Origin of the sequence: Cohaesibacter marisflavi (assembly GCF_963665895.2) — a bacterium.
Lineage (GTDB): Bacteria > Pseudomonadota > Alphaproteobacteria > Rhizobiales > Cohaesibacteraceae > Cohaesibacter > Cohaesibacter marisflavi.
Window position 1 is genome coordinate 2,318,005 of the sequence record NZ_OY762534.1, and the last position, 21,828, is coordinate 2,339,832.

General features: G+C 54.2%; 20 protein-coding genes. 15 read left to right on the forward strand and 5 right to left on the reverse strand.

Annotated features, from left to right (window positions below; all coding sequences use genetic code 11):
- Window positions 1-3 precede the first annotated feature (3 nt).
- Window positions 4-627: a hypothetical protein gene (locus tag ACKPCT_RS11600; RefSeq protein ID WP_175527978.1), complete on the reverse strand. Its 624-nt coding sequence runs from the start codon at window positions 625-627 to the stop codon at window positions 4-6.
- A 203-nt stretch (window positions 628-830) separates the two neighbouring features.
- The gene (locus ACKPCT_RS11605) at window positions 831-1,667 is read right to left on the reverse strand and encodes a patatin-like phospholipase family protein (protein WP_090070810.1); all 837 of its coding nucleotides are present in this window, start codon (window positions 1,665-1,667) and stop codon (window positions 831-833) included.
- Window positions 1,668-1,844: 177 nt separating this feature from the next.
- Here ACKPCT_RS11605 and ACKPCT_RS11610 point away from each other — a divergent pair, with 177 nt between their 5' ends.
- From ACKPCT_RS11610 to ACKPCT_RS11625, 4 genes are all read left to right on the forward strand, one after another.
- Complete coding sequence (locus ACKPCT_RS11610; protein ID WP_090070812.1) at window positions 1,845-2,042, forward strand: heavy-metal-associated domain-containing protein; 198 nt, start codon at window positions 1,845-1,847, stop codon at window positions 2,040-2,042.
- A gap of 285 nt (window positions 2,043-2,327) precedes the next feature.
- Window positions 2,328-3,830, forward strand: a complete 1,503-nt coding sequence (locus tag ACKPCT_RS11615) for a sigma-54-dependent Fis family transcriptional regulator (RefSeq protein WP_090070813.1) — start codon at window positions 2,328-2,330, stop codon at window positions 3,828-3,830.
- Between the two features lie 198 nt (window positions 3,831-4,028).
- Window positions 4,029-4,295, forward strand: a complete 267-nt coding sequence (locus tag ACKPCT_RS11620) for a hypothetical protein (RefSeq protein ID WP_090070814.1) — start codon at window positions 4,029-4,031, stop codon at window positions 4,293-4,295.
- Window positions 4,296-4,403: 108 nt separating this feature from the next.
- Window positions 4,404-4,895 (forward strand): GNAT family N-acetyltransferase, encoded by a 492-nt coding sequence (locus ACKPCT_RS11625; RefSeq protein WP_090070816.1) that lies wholly within the window; start codon window positions 4,404-4,406, stop codon window positions 4,893-4,895.
- Between the two features lie 136 nt (window positions 4,896-5,031).
- Here ACKPCT_RS11625 and ACKPCT_RS11630 read toward each other — a convergent pair whose 3' ends face one another.
- Together ACKPCT_RS11630 and ACKPCT_RS11635 are read right to left on the reverse strand one after the other, a co-directional pair.
- On the reverse strand, window positions 5,032-5,673 hold the full coding sequence (locus ACKPCT_RS11630) for an EF-hand domain-containing protein (protein WP_090070818.1): 642 nt from the start codon (window positions 5,671-5,673) through the stop codon (window positions 5,032-5,034).
- A gap of 452 nt (window positions 5,674-6,125) precedes the next feature.
- Entirely contained in the window at window positions 6,126-6,899 is a 774-nt protein-coding gene (locus ACKPCT_RS11635; RefSeq protein ID WP_319569270.1) for an EF-hand domain-containing protein, read from the reverse strand.
- Between the two features lie 419 nt (window positions 6,900-7,318).
- On the opposite strand from ACKPCT_RS11635, the gene ACKPCT_RS11640 reads away from it, so the two are divergent.
- The 5 genes from ACKPCT_RS11640 (at window position 7,319) to ACKPCT_RS11660 (ending at window position 12,866) form a co-directional block, all read left to right on the forward strand.
- Window positions 7,319-8,086 (forward strand): response regulator, encoded by a 768-nt coding sequence (locus tag ACKPCT_RS11640; RefSeq protein ID WP_319569271.1) that lies wholly within the window; start codon window positions 7,319-7,321, stop codon window positions 8,084-8,086.
- Window positions 8,083-9,711: an ATP-binding protein gene (locus ACKPCT_RS11645; protein WP_319569272.1), complete on the forward strand. Its 1,629-nt coding sequence runs from the start codon at window positions 8,083-8,085 to the stop codon at window positions 9,709-9,711. Before ACKPCT_RS11640 ends, ACKPCT_RS11645 begins: the two co-directional genes overlap by 4 nt.
- Before the next feature lie 269 nt (window positions 9,712-9,980).
- Window positions 9,981-10,499, forward strand: a complete 519-nt coding sequence (locus ACKPCT_RS11650) for a GNAT family N-acetyltransferase (RefSeq protein ID WP_319569273.1) — start codon at window positions 9,981-9,983, stop codon at window positions 10,497-10,499.
- 351 nt (window positions 10,500-10,850) lie between these two features.
- The gene (locus ACKPCT_RS11655; protein ID WP_210186691.1) at window positions 10,851-12,161 is read left to right on the forward strand and encodes a SulP family inorganic anion transporter; all 1,311 of its coding nucleotides are present in this window, start codon (window positions 10,851-10,853) and stop codon (window positions 12,159-12,161) included.
- 126 nt (window positions 12,162-12,287) lie between these two features.
- Window positions 12,288-12,866: an AAA family ATPase gene (locus ACKPCT_RS11660; protein WP_090070829.1), complete on the forward strand. Its 579-nt coding sequence runs from the start codon at window positions 12,288-12,290 to the stop codon at window positions 12,864-12,866.
- A gap of 26 nt (window positions 12,867-12,892) precedes the next feature.
- On the opposite strand, the gene ACKPCT_RS11665 is transcribed toward ACKPCT_RS11660, so the two are convergent.
- On the reverse strand, window positions 12,893-14,920 hold the full coding sequence (locus ACKPCT_RS11665) for a methyl-accepting chemotaxis protein (protein ID WP_319569274.1): 2,028 nt from the start codon (window positions 14,918-14,920) through the stop codon (window positions 12,893-12,895).
- A gap of 613 nt (window positions 14,921-15,533) precedes the next feature.
- Between ACKPCT_RS11665 and groES the strand changes: the two genes are divergently transcribed.
- The 6 genes from groES to ACKPCT_RS11695 all read left to right on the forward strand — a co-directional run bounded on the left by groES (window position 15,534) and on the right by ACKPCT_RS11695 (window position 21,802).
- The gene (gene groES, locus ACKPCT_RS11670) at window positions 15,534-15,821 is read left to right on the forward strand and encodes a co-chaperone GroES (protein WP_090070834.1); all 288 of its coding nucleotides are present in this window, start codon (window positions 15,534-15,536) and stop codon (window positions 15,819-15,821) included.
- 64 nt (window positions 15,822-15,885) lie between these two features.
- Window positions 15,886-17,538, forward strand: a complete 1,653-nt coding sequence (gene groL, locus ACKPCT_RS11675) for a chaperonin GroEL (RefSeq protein ID WP_319516038.1) — start codon at window positions 15,886-15,888, stop codon at window positions 17,536-17,538.
- A 636-nt stretch (window positions 17,539-18,174) separates the two neighbouring features.
- Window positions 18,175-19,062: a tyrosine-type recombinase/integrase gene (locus tag ACKPCT_RS11680; protein ID WP_319567949.1), complete on the forward strand. Its 888-nt coding sequence runs from the start codon at window positions 18,175-18,177 to the stop codon at window positions 19,060-19,062.
- 12 nt (window positions 19,063-19,074) lie between these two features.
- On the forward strand, window positions 19,075-20,274 hold the full coding sequence (locus ACKPCT_RS11685) for an IS91 family transposase (protein WP_319567050.1): 1,200 nt from the start codon (window positions 19,075-19,077) through the stop codon (window positions 20,272-20,274).
- Between the two features lie 373 nt (window positions 20,275-20,647).
- The gene (locus ACKPCT_RS11690; RefSeq protein WP_407652471.1) at window positions 20,648-21,091 is read left to right on the forward strand and encodes a DUF1349 domain-containing protein; all 444 of its coding nucleotides are present in this window, start codon (window positions 20,648-20,650) and stop codon (window positions 21,089-21,091) included.
- 462 nt (window positions 21,092-21,553) lie between these two features.
- Complete coding sequence (locus ACKPCT_RS11695) at window positions 21,554-21,802, forward strand: EF-hand domain-containing protein (RefSeq protein WP_319569276.1); 249 nt, start codon at window positions 21,554-21,556, stop codon at window positions 21,800-21,802.
- Window positions 21,803-21,828 lie beyond the last annotated feature (26 nt).

Below are 21,828 nucleotides of genomic sequence, written 5' to 3' on the forward strand. Positions count from 1 at the left end.
GTCTTAGTTCTCACCACATCCGTTATGCTTGCGCCACATGGCGGCATCATGCCCTTCTGGCACTGAGGCGCAGACATCGCTCTCTTCGCTATATCCCCGTAAGGCATTATAGTGCTCAACCTGCTCGGGGGTCACAATCTTCGTTGCTTCCAGATGCGCGGACAGATGGATATAGCGCAGCTTGCGGCGGGATTCTTCTATATAGCCCAAGGCCGTGCGCAACAGACCATCATTGATGCGGCCCGCGCTGAATTCCTTTTCAAGCTTGGCTTCAAGAAAAATGTAGGTTTTGGCTTCCTTCCGCGCATCGCTTGTCATCTGCTCATAGAGCGTTTCAAGCTTCTCGACCTGCTCGTCATCCAGCACCAATTTGTCTTTCAGGTCCAGCAAATGGGCTGGACCGGGAAAGCCGTTCAGTTCGGCAGCCTTGGCGAGCCCCCAGCCACCACCCTTCTTAAGCTCGTCTATATCGTCCTGCGACAGGCTCTTGATGGTTCGCTCTTGCTGTCCGGCATATTTGGACCGCTTCTCCTGCTCCACCATACCCGCCGTCATCGCCTCTATGGGAATCAGCACCGCGAAGAAGGCTCCAAAGCAAATGGTCGGGACATGATGAGAGAAGGGCATGGATGATCCGGAGTCAAGCAGTTTGAATTGCGGTTTGAGGTAATGGCACCATGGTGAATAATACGTATTACACCATACATACCCCCTATATGTGAACACAACATTCGAATCAGGGCGAAAGTTTCACGACATCGTGAAAAAAGTGCCCGTAGCAGAACGGCTGTGAAATGCGGACAGGGCTGCCATCACTCGTTATTCTTTGCTCATCGCTCAAGCAGGCGAGACAAGCTCTGCTTGACTTCTTCCTTGGTGTCGCGGCTGGCTTCAAGAATGTCCGCTGTCTTGAGAAAATCCAGAGGCCGGAAGGCATCCACTCTTGGCTGTACCAAGATGTCAGCCTTGTCATGGCGCATCTTTTCGCGCTGGATTGTCTGCATGAGAATCTGTGTTGCTCCGAAGCCCATTTCAAATGACCCGATTTTGCCATCCCGTGGCTTTTGCGGCAGACCAACCACGTCCACACCGATGACGATATCTGCCTGCGCCCGCACATGATCCACTGGCAGAGGATTGACACAGCCCCCATCGATCAGCAGGTGCCCGTTGATTTCGATAGGGCGAAAAAGGGCCGGAATGGCAATGGAAGCGGCCAGTGCGTTGATCAAATCCCCCTTGTTGAAAATAACCTCATCGCCAGAAAAATAATCTGTGGCACTGAAGCTGGCCGGAATTTCAAGGGCGCTGAAATCCTTTTTGATATCGGGTGGCAGAAAGCTTTCCACCATCCAGACCGGATCGAACTGGCTCCAGTTGGCCATGGGATTTTGCACTGAAAAGAGCCGTGAGAAGCTGCGCGGGCGGTGTTTCCAGAAACGGGATAGAACCTCCCCTGTATTGCCAAACAGATCAAGCATATAGGCGCGCAGATCGACCCCGGAATATCCTGAGGCATAACATACTGCAGCCAGAGCACCGATTGATGTTCCAGAGAGAGCGACGGGCTTTATGCCGAGCTCGTCCAGCGCCTCCATGATCCAGATATGGGATATGCCACGCGCGCCACCACCACCAAAGGCAACTGCCACCTTTTTGTCGCTCATTTTGTTTCTCGCTGTTCAGCTCTCAGATAGTAATGGGCTTCACGCCTGGTTTGGTTCGCAAACAGGTGCTTTGCCCCGCTCGCCTGTCAAGTTTTTGAAAAGCCATTGCACCGGACCTGTACAATAAATATAGTTCTAATATTCAACTTTGACAGATTAAAGAATGGAAACCACCTCATGATCAAATTGAATGTTCAAGAAATGGCCTGCGGTGGCTGCGTCAAATCAGTGACTGAAGCCGTCAAAGGCGTGGATGCGTCCGCTGAAGTGGATGCCAGCCTTGAAACAGGCGAAGTGAAGGTCGAATCTGGTGCCAATCCGGAAGCGATCCGCACAGCCATTGAAGAAGCCGGCTTCCCGGCTGCGCTGGCATAGGCCTGTTCGCAGGCTAAGGTACAATTTGCCCGATTGAATGGCTGGGTGCGATGTCTACCCGGCCTTTCTTTTGGCTCATTTTTAGTCATCCATGATCATAACTATTGTCCTTGGCAAGCTTGCTTTTGATTTTTATCAATCCTTTACACACCAGTTTTTCGATTTTTTTCGCATAATGCGACAAAAAGCTGCGCTATTTGGCCCAGAGTGCATAAATGAAAAGACTTTGTTTACCCTGTTTGAGCAACATAGCCTTACAAGTCAATTCAACAGGGGTGCCCAACCATGTCATCAGGACCTGCGGATCTTAATTCTGTCCGCATTGCAGTCGTTAGTTCTGATCCCGCATTTCGCCGCATGATCAATGATCAGCTGGCGGACCTGCTCGAGGAGAAACTCAAGCAGCCGTGCGATATCCAGATGTTCGACGACAAAGCCCCGTCCAGCTTCCTCATGGAGCCGGCCTGCGCCCTCATCACCTTTGAGGACGAAGAAGAGCTTAAGGTCCTGTCACGTCTGGCAAGCCGCCACCCCAACATGTTGCTTCTGGCGCTCAGCGAAAATGGCTCCGTCTCTCGCGCGGTGGCGTCCATGCAGGCAGGAGCACATGATTTCATCGCGCGCCCTGTTTCCGCCGACGTGCTCAGCAGCCGGATGAGCGAGATGATCGCCCATCACCGCCCTGCCCCGCACGGAGATATTCTCGTTTCGTCCCACAAATCGGCCCCCAAAGGTCATGCAGGGACAAACGCCAGCAATGGAACAGAGACATTTGATCGTGCAATAGACGCCGAGATCATGCGTGATTTCGAGGGCTTTATCGGCACATCCTCTGCCATGCAAGGGGTCTATGACCAGATCATGCGCATTGCAGGTTCCAAGGCTCCGGTATTCATCACCGGAGAATCGGGAACCGGCAAGGAAGTCTGTGCTCAGGCACTTCATGCACGTTCTTCGCGCAATTCCGGCCCGTTCATTGCCATCAATTGCAGTGCCATTCCGGCGGATCTGATGGAATCGGAAGTCTTCGGCCACATGCGCGGGGCCTTTACCGGCGCCAATGACGACCGCAAGGGCGCAGCAGAACTGGCTGACGGGGGCACCTTGTTCCTTGATGAAATCGGCGAAATGCCGCTTGACCTTCAGGCCAAGCTTCTGCGCCTCATCCAGACCGGCACTCTACGCCGAGTGGGCGGCAACGAGGAGATTTCCCTCAATATCCGCTTTGTCGCGGCAACCAACCGCGATCCTCTGGAAGAAGTGCGGGCGGGTCGATTCCGCGAAGATCTGTTCTATCGCATGCATGTTTTGCCGATCCATCTGCCGCCTCTGCGCGACCGGACGGGCGACATCGTGCCACTGGCCAAGAGCTTCCTGCAGCAATATGCCCGCGAAGAGGGCAAGGGCTTTCATATCTTCAGCACGGAAGCCGAATATATGCTCACAGCCTATCGCTGGCCAGGCAATGTGCGCCAATTGCAGAACACCATCCGACGCCTCACGGTGATGTATGACGGAGCCGTGGTCGAGCCGGATCATCTGCCTGATCTTCTGCGCAGTGACGAGAGTTTCGAGCATGACCTTAATCAGGCCATCAGCGATCTGCGCCAGATGGGCAAGGCCATGTCCGAATCCATCCAGCCTTTCTGGCAGCAGGAAAAACAGATCATCGAAGGCGCTCTTAGCTATTTTGATGGCAACATTTCCCGTGCAGCCGCCGCTCTGGAGATCAGCCCGTCCACGATCTATCGCAAACGCATGAGTTGGGCCCAGAAAGAAACTGCCTGATTCACGCCTCCATCCCAAGCTCTGATCCCATGAATTGCTCAAAGCGCTGTCAAAGGCGTTTCTGAACAGCTTCGGGCAATTTTGGGCGCGTTATATCGGTCATCCCCGTCTTCTATGACATAATTATTGATAATATCTCGACATGGAGCGTCTACGCCATTAAGAGTCGAGGCTGTTGGGATTGAAAGAGACAAGCGCATGATCTTCTGTGTTCAGGGTCGGGCAAGTGAAGCCCCCAAGCCGCCGCAAACGCAACCGCAGCGCCGCAACTTCATTGTGGCGATTGAGAGCGAACATGCTGGTTTCGCCAGAGAAACCGCAAAGCAGGTGCTGATCAAGGCTGGCTATAATTTCATTACTGTGTCGCGTGTTTTGCGCCCGCAGGGGGATATCGCAGATCCGGCAATCGCCGAGATCGTCGATCAGGCACGCCGCAACGGCATTGGCATTGCCATCTACCGCTAACTGCGTTCTGTGGCAAAGAATGCCGCCAGCAAGGGGCGTCTTTTCAAAGCTTCCTAATCCCCATAAGCGAGTAGGCATAAAAGCCTAAAGACCGAGAGAGATACAGCCATGAGTTATGCCCTGATCCGCTCTGCGACCGATGAAGATGGCCCAGCGATTGGCAAGCTGATCGCTTCGGTGTTTGCCGATTATGAGAATTGTCATTTCGTCGATGAGGAATATCCCGAGCTTGAGCATCCTTCCAGCTATTATGCTGCCATGGGTGGTCAGATCTGGGTAGCCGAGCAGGATGGCGTGATTGTCGGCTCGCTCGCAGTGGCCGAATCCCTCACCCCCGGCCTATTCGAGCTCCATAAGGTCTATGTCGCCAAGGAAGCGCGCGGCCAGGGACTCGCGTGGTCCATGTTCAATCTGGCGACAGATCTAGTGGACAAGCGCGAAGGCAAAGCCATTCGGCTATGGAGCGATACGCGGTTTCTGGAAGGCCATGCCTTCTACGAGAAGATCGGCTTTCAAAAGGTGCCGGTAGAGCGGTTTCTGGGCGATGTGTCCGACAGCTGGGAATTTGGCTATCGCCTTGATGCCAAAGACGCAGGCTGAAGCAGTCTCTCGCAAGAGCGCTCAGGGGCGCTCCTTTCCAGTAAATCCGTCAATAAAAAACCCGCTGCCCCGAGGGGCAGCAGGCAGCATCGTTTGATGCGTATGCTATGAAGATCAGAGAAGATCAGACCGGCTCTTATTGGGCGCTGTCGCTATCTGCCGGAGCCGGTGCTGCGGGCGCTGCCGCTGGAGCCTGCATGAAACGTGGGCCACCGCCGCGACCATAGCCCATGCCACGTCGTGGACCATCATTCTGATCGATCTTACCGTCATTGTTGCTGTCCATGAAGGCAAACATCTGGTCGGCATGGGCCTTCAGTTCAGCAGGCGTGATCTTGCCATCGGCATCGCTATCCATGAACTGGAAGCCACGGGCCATGCGGTTCTGGGTCAGTTTGAGCCATTCGGCCTTGAATTCTTCCAGATTGATGGCGTTATCGCCATCCTTGTCATTCTCGGCGACTTTCTTGTCAAAGCCGGTGTCGATTTCTTCCTTGGTCAGGGCGCCGTCATTGTTGGCGTCGAACTGCTGGAGCATCATGGCTCCACCCATGAAGCCTCCGCCCATCATGCCGCCCCGCATCATGCCACCGCGAGGGCCTCTGTTATAGCCGCCGCGCATCATGCCGCCACCACGACCCATCCAGTTACCGTTCTGCTGATTGTTGTTCCAGCCATAGCCCCAGCCACCGGCGGAAGCAGTGTGAACAGCCATCGATGTTGCAGACAGTCCTGCGACCAGTGCAACTGCGAGTGCGATTTTCGTTGCGTTTTTCATCTTGCTATTCCTCTACCCGATATGGGCCAATTCCTCATTGGCCTTCATTTCCAAACACCAGATCCCGAGTGCACCTTGCAGCAGGGGATCGACCCATTTTCTTTCGGAGCTGCTGGCGCCTTACCAGCCCGTCCGATGTGATTAACTTGGTCTAAGAATAGCGCCTTTTTAGGGAGGGAACTGGAAGATTTGTCGCCTTATGTATCGGCTATTTGCCGTGATACAGAGCGTTACAATTATCTCATCTTATCCACTTCAAGCTGTCGGTTTCCGGCAAAAAAGCCCGCTGACGGTGCAGCCTGAAATGCTGCAACACCATAAGAAAACCCCGCAGCCATGGGCATAAAACATGCCGGACAACGGGGATAAATTGGAGGCATCTCTTTATAAGACCGGCAGGCTCGTGCTGCCGGTCCTTTTGTTGGCTGGTTATATATTTCTATGCCGATCCGTTACTTGGCCATGGCTACAGGAGGCAGCGCGGGTGCTAGAGTTGATGCGCTGTCCTGTGCTGGCTGGACATCTGGAGCCTGAGGCGCGGCTGTCGGAGCCATCTGTGGGGCCGGAGCCTGCTGGAACTGACCCTGCTGGAACTGGCCACCACGCGGGCCGCCCATCATGCCGCCCCGAGGTCCACCCTGTGGCCCAAACTGTCCCTGTTGGAACTGGCCGCCACGCGGACCTTTCATATCGCGGCCATGATGACCAAAACCACGTTTGCCAAAGTCGGGGCCGTGCCCCTTGCCGCGCATGCCCTTGCCACGCATGGCCTGGCGATCCGCCGAGTCCACCTTGCCGTCGTTATTGACGTCCATGCGATCAAAACGCGCCTGAGCCGGATCGGAGAATTCTTCAAGGGTTACCTTGCCATCGCCATCGCGATCAAAGAACTGGAAGGTCCGCACCATACGGTTCTTGGTCATGGCCATCCATTCTGCTTTGAATTCTTCCAGAGACACGGCTTCATCGCTATTGGTGTCATTATCGCTGATTTTCTTGCCCATGGCGGCAGAGAGTTCATCTTTGGTGATGGACCCGTCCTGATCGGCATCAATGGCCTTCAGATCCAGCATGCCGCGCGGTCCGTGGAATGACTGGGCCTGTTCCGGCCCCATGCCGCGCCCATTGTTCCATCCCTTGGCCGATGCGCTGTTGACGCTCAGAGCCGTTGCAGATACGCCACCGATCAGGGCTACAGTCAAAGCAATTTTTGTAAAGCTGTTCATCTTGTTATCCTCTCGTCTCATAAAGCCAATTCCTCATTGGCCGCAGAGCCTTGTTCATCCTACAGTTCTGTCTAGCCCTGTAGAGTGCGCAGGGCCGGTTTGGGGTCGAGAGGCGGTGTCGCTTGTGGTTTGGTTTCGCGCTCTCGATGACTTCAAGATAGGTGTCTTTCTGCTTAAAGCCATCGCCAAAAAATGGCAGAGTGTCGCCCATTGTATCGCACTTGCCGGTTGATACAGTTGGTTACAATTTCCTTTGTTAGTGCTTGAAAAAACACGTATATTTTTCTGGACAGCAACAAATTTCGTGATATCTGATTATTGTTATAGGATGGCGCCACACCGATATATCGCAAGAGAAGGGCCTGCTCACTTCAAGGCCCGCTGCGGGCAAGACGCCAAGAGGCAACGGAGATACGCACATGGAACAATCAGCCCATATTCTGGTGGTGGATGATCATCGGGACATTCGCGAGCTGTTGTCAAAATATCTCTCAAAGAATGGCTTCCGGGTGAGCGATGCTGATGGTGGCGCCAAGATGCGTCAGATCCTCAAGACGGCAGCGATCGATCTTATCGTGCTGGATGTGATGATGCCCGGCGAAGATGGTCTGACGCTCTGTCGCTATGTGCGCGAGAATGAGAATATCCCGGTTATCTTGCTCACTGCCCTTGGTGAAGAAACAGACCGGATTATCGGCCTTGAGATCGGGGCAGACGATTACTTGACCAAGCCTTTCAATCCGCGCGAGCTGCTGGCACGCATCAAGTCTGTATTACGGCGCAGCCAATCCATGCCGCGCGAGGCGCAGAAGCCGGATGAACCCGAAGTGCTGACCTTTGACGACTGGACACTCTATGTGCATCAGCGCGAGCTGGTCAGCCCCGATGGCGTCACCGTTCCGCTGAGTGCAGCAGACTACCGTCTGCTGATTACCTTCCTCAAGCGCCCGACCATGGTGCTCTCTCGCGACCAATTGCTCGATCTTACATCGGGCCGCACGGCACAGATATTCGACCGGTCTATCGACAATCAGGTGTCACGCCTGCGCAAGAAGATCGAGGAAGATCCCAAGACCCCGAAAATGATCAAAACCGTGCGAGGCGGTGGCTATGTTTTCACCGCAAGGGTAACAGGCAAGGTGGAGGATGCCCCCTTCGACCATGCCGATGAGGAGGACGCTTCTTGACCCGATCATCAGGACCGGACGCATCGCAGAAGTCAGAGCACAGCAAAAAGTCTTTTGGGGCCACTTTCACCAAAGCCGGAAGGTCTCTCAGAGCGGGCTTTCGCCTATGGCCGCGCTCGCTGGCTGGTCAATTGATTGCAGCCTTGATGATTGCTCTCGTTCTGGCGCAGATCATCTCGATAATGATGTTCGCCTTCGAGCGCAAGAATATCACACTCTCAGCAACACGCGGCCAGATTCTGGACCGTACGGCGTCTGTTGTGCGCGTACTCAACCAGACCGACATGGCTTTGCATGACCGGTTTCTCAATGCTGCAGAGGGTCAGGGCATCCGGTTTGATCTAGCAGACTCAACCGAGCTGGCTTTGCCTGCCGAGGGCAGCGCCGAAGCCGGGCTTGCCCATCGGTTGGAACGCCGGGCCGGCCTCGCAGACAATACGGTGCGCTTTAGCAAGCTTCCTGCGGATCCTTTTCTCATGGCAGCCAGAGAGCGCACCACGGCGGACGATGCACCTGCGACAGATCCCCCTCGCCCGGACAGAGGCATGATGAATGGCCAGAAGATGATGGATGGTCAGGGCATGATGACCGGACAAGGACCACCGGACGACAAGAACAGGCTCTTTCGCCATCGGCGCAATTGGGATGATCGCACTCCGCCATGGCGGCGGTTTCGCGACCCGATCCTGGCACAGGATATGAAAATAGCCGTGCCTCTGGATAGTGGCAAATGGCTGATAGCGAAATCCGAAGTGCCCGCCCCTCCCGCAAAGTGGGGACGCCCGTTCCTGATTTCTCTTCTGGTCACCGCGTTGTTGATCATCGCAGTGGTCGTCCTCATCGTGCGCAAACTCACCGCCCCTTTGCGGGAATTGGAGAGCGCCTCGCGCAAGCTGGGGCGTGGGGAGGCGATTGCCCCGTTGAAAGAAAACGGACCAACCGAAATTCAAGGCACGATCAGCGCCTTCAACGCCATGCAGGAACGGCTGTTGCGCTTTGTGCAGGATCGCACCCGCATGCTCGCAGCCGTCAGCCATGACTTGCGTACGCCAATCACGACCTTGCGTCTGAGGACTGAATTTATTGATGATGATGAGATGCGAGAGAAGCTTCAGGAAACCCTTGAAGAAATGCAGGCAATGACCGACGCCGTCCTTGCCTTTGCGCGCGAGGATGCCAGCAAAGAGGAAACGCGGGACGTCAATCTGGCCGCCCTCATGTCTTCTATGGCCGAGGATTATCAAGAGCTTGGCAAGAATGTCGCGTTCGAAGGGCCAGACAATTTGACCTTCTCCTGTCGACAGGTGAGCCTCAAGCGTGCCTTGCGCAACCTTACCGAAAACGCCTTGCGCTATGCAGGCAATGCCTCTCTCAAACTGGAAGCCACCCCACGCCATATCGAGATCAAGGTCTGCGATGATGGCCCCGGTATTCCGGCCGAAAAGCTTGAAGAGGTGTTTGCACCCTTCTTCCGGGTGGAAGGGTCGCGCAATCTGGAAACCGGAGGTGTCGGTCTGGGCCTTTCCATTACGCGCACGATCATTCGCAGCCATGGGGGCGATGTGACCCTTAAGAACCGCAAGGAAGGCGGCCTTGAAGCCTCCATTACCCTGCCGCGCAAATAGACGTTTCGACCGTCATACCGCCCCGGGAAATGCGGCAAACGTGTCGCGCCACGGTCTGCACCATCCATATTCCTAATACTTTAGTCGCAATTATTACGAAAAAATCCGTAGTTTCTTCGGTCTGTCATCTTCTCGTCACTATATTGGAGGCATATCATTCGACGAAACAGACGACCTAGACAAATGTCCGGCTCCCGTTTCATTCACGCGCAGAGATAAAGCGCCATGTCTGAAAGGGTTGACCCGCCGGAGCAAGAACAGGAAAAATTATGTCACTCTATTTTGCGTTGGCCAAATCGAGCCAACTTTCTGAAATCCGCGCACTCTTTATCAAATCCATGGCTCCAATCGGTGAACGCATGGGCGTTGGCCAGCCAGCAAATGCCTTTTCCAACCTGCGCGACTTTTACCAATGCGGCAATCTATATGTTCTGGAAGAGCAAGGCACTGTGCTTGCTGCTGCCGCTCTGCATGAAGCCCGCAACGGACTTTATGTCGACTATCTGGCCGTTCATCCTGATTGTCAGAATGAAGGGCTCGGCAAGCGGATGCTGACCGAGCTGGAAGTACTGACTGAATCCCGTGAGCTATCTCACTTGCGGCTGCATACGCCGGAAGTGATGGACGAACTGAGAAGCTTTTATGCGCGTCGCGGCTTTGCCGAAACCCACCGTGCTCTGCCGTCTCATGGGCGAGACCAGCTTTTGCGTGTTCATTTCCGCAAGGCTATCTCACTGAGCGATCACAATATGGATCTCGAATTCGAACATGATCGTCAGATAGCCTGACGGTCATGCATCGACCATGAAGCCTCACAGGCTTCATGGATAGAGGCCATTAAGCGCCAGTTTATCCCCTTTTGAGCCTCTCCGATAAAATGACTCCAACATGCACATATACGATTGTGCAGATTGACGACTACTAGTCACATTATTTATGCATAGAAGCTGTGATCTATTCAGGCTTGAAACAAAGCCTGTTAGACAATAGTCAAAAGACTTCCCCCAACGGACAGCAAGATCCGCCACCTCCGTACCAGTCAGCTAAATGCTATGCGCCAGCCAAAGATCCTTACGACCTGTAAAACCTATAACCGCGACCAATTTTTCTCCGACTGCTTAGCCGGGATCACTGTTGCGATGGTAGCGATGCCACTCAGCCTTGCGATTGCAATCGCATCGGGAGCGGATCCGGCCAAGGGATTGGTCACGGCAATTATTGGCGGCTTTTTCATTTCGCTGCTCGGCGGCAGCCGCGTACAGATCGGCGGTCCGACCGGTGCCTTCATCGTGGTGGTTTTCAATGTGATTGCAACGCATGGCTATGACGGGCTTGTGCTGGCGACCTTCATGGCGGGCATCATTCTGGTTCTGGCGGGCTATTTCCGCGTTGGCCGGTTGATTGCGTTTATTCCCGAAGCGGTGGTCAATGGTTTCACCATCGGGATCGGCATCATCATTGCGTCCAGCCAGCTCAAGGATTTCATGGGGTTGCAGCTGGCATCTGTTCCGGCTGATTTTCTCGAAAAGGTCCCAGCCCTGTGGCATGCCCGCGATAGCTTCAACCTGCCCGCCTTTGGTGTGGCCATGGTAACGCTGGTCCTTATCATAGGGTTGCGCAAGGCCTTCCCGCGCTTTCCCGGCCTCATTGTCGCTGTGGCGCTTGGCTCGCTGATGATCGTGGCTTTTCATCTGCCGGTCGAAACCCTCTATTCGCGCTTCGGGGCACTGCCACAAAGCCTGCCGGTTCCGTCGCTGCCCGATCTTGGCTGGGCACGCATCGTTGAATTGTTCCCTTCGGCTCTCATCATCGCCTTTCTGGCTGGTGTTGAGTCACTTCTTTCGGCCATGGTGGCTGACCGGATGATTGATGGCAATCACCGCCCCAACGCGGAGTTGACCGCACAGGGCTTTGCCAACATCGCCTCTTCGCTCTTCATGGGCTTGCCTGCTACGGGCGCCATTGCCCGCACGGCAACCAACGTCAAGGCCGGTGGTCAGACGCCTGTTGCCGGTATCGTGCATGCTATCGTGATTCTGCTTGTCATGCTGATCGCCGCCCCGCTTGCGGGCAATCTGGCGATGCCAGCTCTGGCGGCTCTTCTGATGATGACCGCATGGAACATGAGCGAGCCACACAAATGGAAAAGCTATGCTGCGGGACAGCGCAGCGATCTGTTCCTTCTTGTCCTGACCCTCGTTCTGACGGTTCTGGTGGACCTGACGGTTGCCATCGGGGTTGGCGTGAGCCTTGGCCTTGCCATGCGTTGGTGGGAACGTCGTACCGCAACCAGCGACTGGACCACACCGGATCGTTCCTGGACGGCCTCGGAAGAGGAAGCCGAAGCCATTGCTCATGAGATGGAAGCCGTCGCCCATGAGGTCGAGGAAATCGTTCAGGGCGTGAAGGCGGCTCCTTCGGGCAAAAAGACCGATCCAGCCTCTGCCTAACCCGGCTCCCCCGGGAAGGCAGCCACCTTCAACTGATGCCAGTCGGTGACATAGGGCGGCATTGACAAATTCTGTGTGCTTTGAGACAAAACAAGCGTGTTGGCTCTTAATGGAAGCACCAAAACCATGCCTTTTTCCCGTTTGCCCCGTCTCATCCTGACTGGCCCGGAAAGCACCGGCAAGTCTTCCCTCGCCCAAGCGCTCGCTGAGCATCTGGACGGCATATTGGTTCCTGAATATTTGCGTGACTATTTCGAAGAGCAAGGCAGTCTGACCCTTGAAGATGCCATTCCCGTGGCGCAAGGCCAATGGGTGAATGAGGAGCGCGGCGCTGAAGCAGCCTCTTCACAAAACAAGGTGCTGATTTGCGATACAGACCTGATCTCTTCTCTGGTTTATAGTGCACACTATTATGCAGATGAGATGAACACTCCCCTCTGGGCGCAATGGGAGCAATGGTCGGAGCGGCACAAGCGGCGCCTGAAGACGACGCCCTACCGACCCCGTCTCTATATCTTGTGTGATCTGGACTGGCCATGGGTGGATGACGGGCAGCGAGACGCACCTGATCACAGGCCACATTTCTTCAATCGTTTTAAGGCCGAGCTCAAGGAGTTTGATCATATCACGGTAAGCGGTACACTGGACGAACGCCTCAATGCGGTGCTCGCCCATCTGGTTCGCGGCTGCCTTGGTAACTCCTGAACGCAGAAGCTTCACATCCCGAGAGCCTAAGCGGCTTCAAGCTCGGCTTTCATTTCTGTGCGGCGCGCGTCCAGATCCTGCTCGACGGCATCCAGAAAGTCATGCACGGAGCCTTCCATATTGGCAATGACATCCTCCAGCTGGGTTGAAACCGATTTGAAGGCTTCTGCCTCGCGGCTCGACTGCGCGATGGTTTCCGCCACACTAGCGACCCGGTCGCTGGCACCACGGCTCTCCTTGAGCGCAATCGTGATGTCGCCGTCCATATGCGTGGTCGCCTGCTTTTGCACATCCACGGCCTCAGCGATGGCTCTCGTTACTTCATTGACGCCTGCAATCATGTCGGAAATGGTGTGAATCAGGGTTCCGGTTTCAGAGGCGGCCTGCTGCACATCTGTAATCTGGGCTGCAATCGTTTCTGTCGCCTTGGCTGTTTGGGAGGACAGCTCCTTGACCTCCTCGGCCACGACCGCAAAGCCCTTGCCCGCCTCTCCGGCTCTGGCCGCCTCGATGGTGGCGTTGAGAGCAAGAAGATTGGTTTGCGCGGCGATCTTGCCGATCATTTCCACGATATCGCCGATCTGGCCGGTGGCCTTGTTGAGCTTGTCCATGGTGCCGTTGGCTGAATTGGAGACAGCCTCGGCCTCGCCGACAACCCGATGGGCCTTTTCCGTCTGCTCAATAATGTCACTGGCCGCTGTTTGCAGCTCCTGTGCCTTTTCGCTGACAGCGGATGCATGGGAGACGCTCGATGCGGTCGAGGAGCGGGCCAGCTCTGAGGAACCCTGTGCATTGTGAGAAATCTCGTTGAGACTGTCCGTCCGCTTGATGACCTCCCGCGCCTGAGAGGAGACACGCAGCATTACCTGATCTGTTTCAAGCCGGAAGCTCTGAAGCATTTGCTCAAGGGCGGCTTGCCGATCCAGTTCCTTCTGGCGATCAAGCCTCGCATTGTCTTTAAGGCGCTTGCTCTGGATAACGGACTCAAGGAAGTTGCGTGCCGCAACGGACAAGCGCCCCAAGGCATCCCGCGAGCGGATTTCAGGCAACTCGACCGAGAGGTCATTCACCCGAATGCGGTCCATCACATCGGCGAGGCGGGAGAGCGGCCCTGTGATCGAGCGAGCGATCAAAAGCGAGAATACTATGGTCAAGAGGACGATGCCAATCGTGATGCCATAAAAGCTTCTCTCTGCGGCTTCCTTCTGTGTCAGAGCCTTGGCCATCTGGGCTGCCCCCAGTTCGAAGGCATCCTGAGACTGGCTTTCAACATCGGCCACCAGATTGCTGATCGTCTGACGGAACAGCTGAACCTTTTCATCAAGCGCCTTCTTGCCAGCCACCCAATCGGCAAAATCCTGCCGATAGACTTTCAGAAACCCCTTCATCTCCATGCGTCCGACAATCTTGAAGCCGGCCGGCTTCATCGATTTGATCAGGTCATCATAAGAGGCGTCAAACTTTTCAATAATCCCCGGATCGCCAAAGAGCATATAGTCTTTTTCATGGTGGCGCAGCTGGAGCATACGGGCTTCAACTGCTCCGGCAGCCGGGCCCAATTTGTATTTCTTGGCAAAGGAAGAGAGCTTCTCGCCCGCGCGCCTGACAGCGGCATTAAGCTTGCCGCGCAAGCCGTCCTCCTCGCCTAATCCGACCTCTTCTCTTAGTTTTTTGATATCGGAGAAAATATGCGCTGCATTGGTCAGTTGATCGAGGCTGTCATGATAACTGCGGCTAAAAGCCCCTAAAATCTCTTCGTCAGCGGGAGCGGCCAAAGCAGACGCAAACAGGCCTGTTGTCGCATCGGCTTTGATCTTGTCCCGCTCCAGCAGAAATTCTTCCGACAATTTGGCAGCCTTGAGGCTGACAGCCTGCAGGTCTTGAAACAGGCGAGCTCTTTGCTGGGTTGCCTGCTCCATTTTTCGTGCTTCATTCAGCATCGCAGTGGTTTGACCGTTGACCACGAGCATGCCGATGAAGCCCATAAGCATGAGGACCACAAGCGCGGCGATCCGCTGGCGTATGGTCAGAAAGGAAAAGAGTTTACTCAACATAATATGACCGTCGGAGAGAGACCAGATAATACTCACAAATTTAGAAGGCAGTTTTCACGCCTTTTTCTGCTCGTCAATCTCACGTTTTCACATTAAAAAAGGACTAAACCATATAACTTATCAGTAAAAATCTCTCAAGATACGTATATATACAAAATCTTCCAATTTAAATTGAAACCTATTCTTCCAAAATACAGTTTCAATTGAAAATAAGATCCCGAAATCCATATTTTATCATATTTATTTTTCTGAATACCTTTAAAGAGTCAGAAATATATAGAGAGAGTGGTTATCGGTTTGTTTTCTCACCCCCCCTTAACAGACAAGCCGAGAACGGCTATAAGTGCCTCTCCTTGCCGCAAAGAGCATGGGCCTATAAGGTTGCCTCATTTTGCATTGCAACCAAATCGATCACATTTTTTTTGATCGGTTCATTGACTTCTGATCCCACTGCCCCTAAATGAAGGACGCTGTTAGCACTCCCCATAAGAGAGTGCTAATGCACTTGTTAATCGAGGAGCAGACTGCTCGGATGCCGCTAGCAATTTAGGGGCATGCAATGCCCGTAAATGGGTCCGGGAGGCTGCAAAACAGCTTAGGGAAAGTTCAGACAATGAAATTCCGTCCTCTGAATGACCGCGTCGTAGTTCGTCGCGTTGAATCCGAAGAGAAAACCGCTGGTGGTATCATCATTCCTGATACCGCTAAAGAAAAGCCATCCGAAGGCGAAGTAGTTGCAGTTGGCGCAGGCGCCTACAACAGCAACGGCACGCTTGTTCCTTGCGAATGCAAAGCAGGCGACCGCGTTCTGTTTGGCAAATGGTCCGGCACCGAAGTCAAAATCGACGGTGAAGACCTGCTGATCATGAAAGAGTCCGACATTCTGGGCATTCTGGGCTAATCGCCGGAATCCTTAGTCGAACCGCCTCTTATTACAAGTAATCTAGATTTCAGGAAAAGCTAAAATGGCTGCTAAAGAAGTCAAGTTCGGTGCTGATGCACGCGAAAAAATGCTGCGTGGCGTAGATATTCTCGCAAACGCTGTGAAAACCACCCTCGGCCCTAAAGGTCGTAACGTTGTTATCGAAAAGTCCTTCGGCGCTCCGCGCATCACCAAAGATGGTGTTTCCGTTGCCAAGGAAATCGAACTGGAAGACAAGTTCGAGAATATGGGCGCACAGATGGTGCGTGAAGTTGCTTCCAAAACCAACGACATCGCTGGTGACGGCACCACGACCGCTACCGTTCTGGCACAGGCTATCGTTCGTGAAGGCGCAAAATCCGTTGCTGCCGGCATGAACCCGATGGATCTGAAGCGCGGTATCGACATTGCAGTTGCTGAAGCGCACAAAGCTCTGGAAGCCTCTTCCAAAACCATCAATTCTTCTGAAGAAGTTGCTCAGGTTGGCACCATCTCTGCTAACGGCGAAGCTGAAATCGGCAAAATGATCGCTGACGCCATGCAGAAAGTCGGCAACGAAGGTGTTATCACCGTTGAGGAAGCCAAAACCGCAGAAACCGAACTGGAAGTCGTTGAAGGCATGCAGTTCGATCGTGGTTACCTGTCTCCATACTTCGTAACCAACACCGAGAAGATGGTTGCTGATCTGGAAGACCCGTTCATCCTGCTGCACGAGAAAAAGCTCTCCAACCTGCAGCCGATGCTTCCTATCCTTGAAAGCGTTGTTCAGTCTTCCCGTCCGCTGCTCATCATTGCAGAAGACATCGAAGGCGAAGCTCTTGCTACCCTCGTGGTCAACAAACTGCGTGGCGGCCTGAAAATTGCAGCTGTCAAGGCTCCTGGCTTCGGCGACCGTCGTAAGGCAATGCTCGAAGACATCGCTATCCTGACCGGTGGTACCGTTATCTCTGAAGACGTTGGCATCAAGCTCGAAAGCGTTACCCTCGACATGCTGGGCACCGCCAAGAAGGTCAACATCACCAAAGAAAACACCACCATCGTTGATGGTGCTGGCGCCAAAGAAGGCATCGAAGCACGCGTTGCTCAGATCAAAGCTCAGATCGAAGAAACTTCTTCTGACTATGACCGTGAGAAACTGCAGGAGCGTCTTGCTAAACTGGCTGGCGGTGTTGCTGTTATCCGCGTTGGCGGTGCAACCGAAGTTGAAGTGAAAGAACGCAAAGACCGCGTTGACGATGCCCTGAACGCTACCCGTGCAGCTGTTGAAGCCGGTATTGTTCCTGGTGGTGGTACCGCTCTTCTGCGTGCTTCTCAGGAAGTTGAAAAGCTCTCTTCTGAAAATCTCGACATCGAAGCTGGTATCAAGATTGTTCTTCGTGCCTTGCAGGCTCCGATCCGTCAGATCGCAGAAAATGCTGGTGTTGAAGGCTCCATCGTTGTCAACAAGGTTCTGGAAGGCGATGCGACCCTCGGTTTCGACGCTCAGACCGAAGCTTATGTCAACATGATCGAAGCTGGCATCATCGACCCGACCAAGGTTGTTCGCACTGCTCTGCAGGACGCAGCATCCATCGCAGGTCTGATGATCACCACCGAAGCCATGGTTGCTGATGCACCGGCCAAGGAAGGTGCTGGTCCTGCAATGCCTGATATGGGCGGCATGGGCGGCATGGGTGGCATGGGCGGCATGATGTAATCATGAAGCTCTAGGCACTCAGCTTAGTTCTTAGCGAAAGGCCGGTCTTCTGACCGGCCTTTTTCTTTGCCTGCCAAACTTGCTCCATGCTTGCTCGCGTCTGTTCTCAGGACCGCACTGGGGCATAGCAATGGCGATGGCGATGGCGATGGCGATGGCGATGGCGGATCATCAGAAAAATGGCTCTGCAGCCCGAAATTATATTTTTCTTGACAGCCAATCCGCGCCCCAGACATTTTAGCGCACTGTCTCTATCTATCTGAAAATTTTATTCTTTTACTATTCCAAAAATTCTTCGACTATTGATTGTCGCCGCTTGCCTGTTCGTACCTGCCGCGATTTGCTATTCTTATGGCCCTTGAACCGACATAAAGGGTCCTGCCATGCCTCTCTCATTCCTTTCGTCAGCAAGCTGGCATAATGAGCCAACTCGCTGGACCTACCATCCTCACGTCCTCTCTCTGGTGGCGGAGCCAAAATCCGATTTCTGGCGAGAAACGGACCAAGGACGAAGCCGCTCGCGCGGCAATGGTGCTCTGGGGAGGCTCCGTTAACCCTCTGAGATAAGTCTGTTTTGCGATCACCGCCGTCTGTCTGACGATTGAGGCGTTCTCAATTATCAGACAGGAGGTTTCCATGACGGAGGAGAGAACCACACCCTTACGCCAACGAATGATCGAAGATATGCGCATACGCGGAATGGGCGACAAAGCGCAAAAGGCCCATATCAGAGCGATCAAGGATTTTGCAGCTTTTCTTGGTCATTCCCCGGACGACGCCACAGCGGAAGAATTACGTGCCTACCAACTTCACATGACAGATGCCGGCATAACACCGACAACCTTCAATGCCCGTATCGTGGCGCTCCGCTTCTTTTTCACCATGACCTGTGGTCGCGAGGAGATGAAGCGGTATATGCAGTTCCGCAGAGAGCCGCGCAAGCTGCCAGTGGTTCTGAGCATTGAAGAGGTTTCAGATCTGCTGATGGCCGCACCAGGACCGGGGCTGAAGTATCGAGCCGCACTCAGCATCGCCTATGGGGCCGGGCTGCGGGCATCCGAGGTTTGCAATCTCAAGGTTTGTGACATCGACAGTGACAGGATGCTGATCCATGTCGAACAGGGCAAAGGAAGCAAGGACCGCAAGGTCATGCTGTCTCCGGGCTTGCTGCATCTATTGCGAACCTATTGGCGCGAGGCTCGCCCGGGAGGTTGGCTGTTCCCGGGCAAGCCGACGATCAACCCGATTTCACCACGACAATTGAGCCGTGCCTTTGGGTCGGCAAAGAATATGGCCGGGATCCGGAAGACCGCGACCCTGCATACATTGCGGCACAGCTTTGCCACTCATCTGCTCGAAGCCAACACGGATGTGCGGGTGATACAGGTCTTGCTCGGCCATGCCAAGCTGTCTACGACGGCGCAATATACCCATGTTGCCACCAAGACAATCCGGGACACCGTCAGCCCCTTTGAGATGCTGGCCAGCTTGCAGGATCAAACCGTGAAGCGAAGCCTGGAATAAGCGGCCCTTGTGGTGCCGCGTGCAAAGCTGGAGATAGCCGATATCTTTCGACGATACGGCCCAGCCTGGCGCCAAGCCAACCAAGGACATATAAGCCTTGACCAACTCAAGGTGATGTCAGCAATAGAGACCTGCCGAACGGAGGCGCTTGGCGGGCATGTGGCAGGCTGTGCCAAGTGTGGCCACCATCACATTGCCTATAATTCCTGCAAGAACCGCCACTGTCCGAAGTGTCAGGGTCCAGCTGCCCGTGACTGGATGGAGGCACGCGCCGAGGACTTGTTGCCGGTCGAGTATTTCCACCTCGTCTTCACCCTCCCTGCGGAGATTGCCCAGATTACCTACTGGAACAAGCGAGCACTCTATGGGCTGTTGTTCAGGGCATCTGCACAAACGGTGATGACCATCGCTGCCGATCCCAAACGCATGGGTGCCAGGCTGGGTATGACCTCTGTGCTGCACACATGGGGATCGGCCCTCATGCATCATCCCCACATCCATATGATCGTGCCCGGCGGAGGCCTGTCACCAGATGGCACAAGGTGGGTGGGATCCAAGCCCGGCTTCTTCCTTCATGTGCGGGTGCTATCCCGGCTGTTCCGACGGCTGTTTCTGGAAGGACTGTTGGATCTGCATCAGTCTGACAAGCTCGCCTTCTTCGGAGATTTGGCAGGACTGTCGGAACCGAAGGCGTTTGCCGCTTGGCTCCAACCATTCCGCAGGACCGAATGGGTGGTCTATGCCAAGCCTCCCTTTGGCGGTCCTGAAGCTGTGTTGGCCTATCTCAGTCGATACACCCATCGGGTGGCAATCTCGAATAACCGGCTGATCAGTGCGAATGCCAGCACTGTGACTTTCCGCTGGAAGGATTACCGTATCAAATCGGGAGATCGACAAAAGATCATGCAGTTGGCAACGCCCGAGTTCATCCGTCGCTTTCTGCTCCATGTCCTGCCTGCCGGCTTCCATCGGATCCGGCATTACGGGTTCTTGGCCAGCGCCAATCGCAAAGCCAACATTGCGAGGATCCGCACAATCCTTGGAGTAGAGCAACTGCAGGAAGATAACAAACAGGAACCGGCTGCAGAGGTCAGCCCGCCAACCCTGCGAGAACCCTGTCCCTGTTGCGGTGGCCCCATGCGGATTATCGAGATCTTCCGGCGAGGTCAGAAACCTCTATCCCGGGCACCTCCAAGGGAACAGGCTGCATGAAAGATATCTTGCACATCTGGTCCAAACAGAACCGGCTGCTTCAGTTATGCCGGACAGGATCGCCTGCGGCCAAATTCGGAAATCTGGTCTCAAGCGGCTTGTCACGACAGAAAACAACATCAAGCTCGATGTTTTGGCCAGCTTCAGACGCCTGGGTAACGATGAGCCTGCCTCCTGATCATCTGCCGTGCTGCACCATCGCACCAACCTTCGAAACACTTTCCCCATAGACTGAGCGCAGTCCCCGCAGGCTTCTTCCTTGGGAGGATTTCCAACGCGGGTCGAAATTCCATCCAGCCGAAAAATCGCGCCGCGACCCGCATCGAAAATCCTTCACCATGGCTCTCATCCTGATAGCGGACATTTCTTTGCAGTGCCTTGCCAAGGTGACTTTGCGGCAATTGCCGAATTCACCGGCCAGTATGACGTGCTTTATGATCAGGTTGGACTGATGATGCGCGTTGACAGGACACACTGGGTCAAATGCGGCGTCGAATATTTTGATCGCGCCACAAATTATACGACCGTTGTCACACAGGGCTCGTCCGATTGGTCTGCAGTTCCCTGCCCGACCCTGTCCGGCCCGCAGGCTGTGCGACTGGTGCGCAAGGGAAATATCATCTACACCCACTACAAGGACAGATCAGGCAGTTGGCGCCTGATGCGCCTTGCCAATTTCGAGGCACCAGAGGAGGTTCTGATCGGCCCGATGGCCTGTTCTCCCCTTAGAGATATTTCCGAACTCAAGGGCTTCCAGTGCAGCTTCAGCCACTTTTCAATTACTGACGCCCCCGACGATCCTCTTCATGACCGATAGCCTCTAGCGCCGTCCCTTCCTCTTCTCATCAGTGCTTTTGGCCCGGCAACTCTCTTTATAGACCTGTTCCAACTGTGGCGATTTCGCGTAGCCCGCCACAGATCAGCCATCATTTGCGCTTTTTCGCGTCGGTTCCCAATCTTTTTCCCTGATTGTAGGTCAAGATATTCACTGCCCGGATGGACGCATTTCTTGTTTTGAATCATGCTAACGGTAGCGTTTCAATGCGCGGCTTTTCTTACCAAAAGTTAATCTTTTTCCTCATGGGCCTTACCTCACCAAACGTCCAAGCTACGCATTTACACGCACCCGACTGTTGTAATTTAGACACGTATTGAGGCGTGCACAATCTCACCTCACAATCGCTCGGATTTTGCCCCAGTCGCCAGCTCAAATGGCTGTGCGCTGCCAACGCAACGCGAATTAATGACGATAAAACAAATATATACAAGGAGAAGCCAAATGAAGAGACTATTGATTTTGACTGGAACCATCGTGGCTCTGAGTGCTCCGGCAATGGCGCAGGATATCATGATACTGGATGCCAACAGTGATGGGGTGGTCACTCTGGAAGAATTTTCTGCAGCCTATCCATCACTTGAAAATGTCGAGCAGGTTTTCACCGCAGCCGACACAGACACCGATGGCGTGCTTTCTCAGGAAGAACTCATTGCAGCCTATGAAAGCCATCTTATCCCCGAAATGGAGTAACCAAACTCCATAACGTCGGCAGCCCC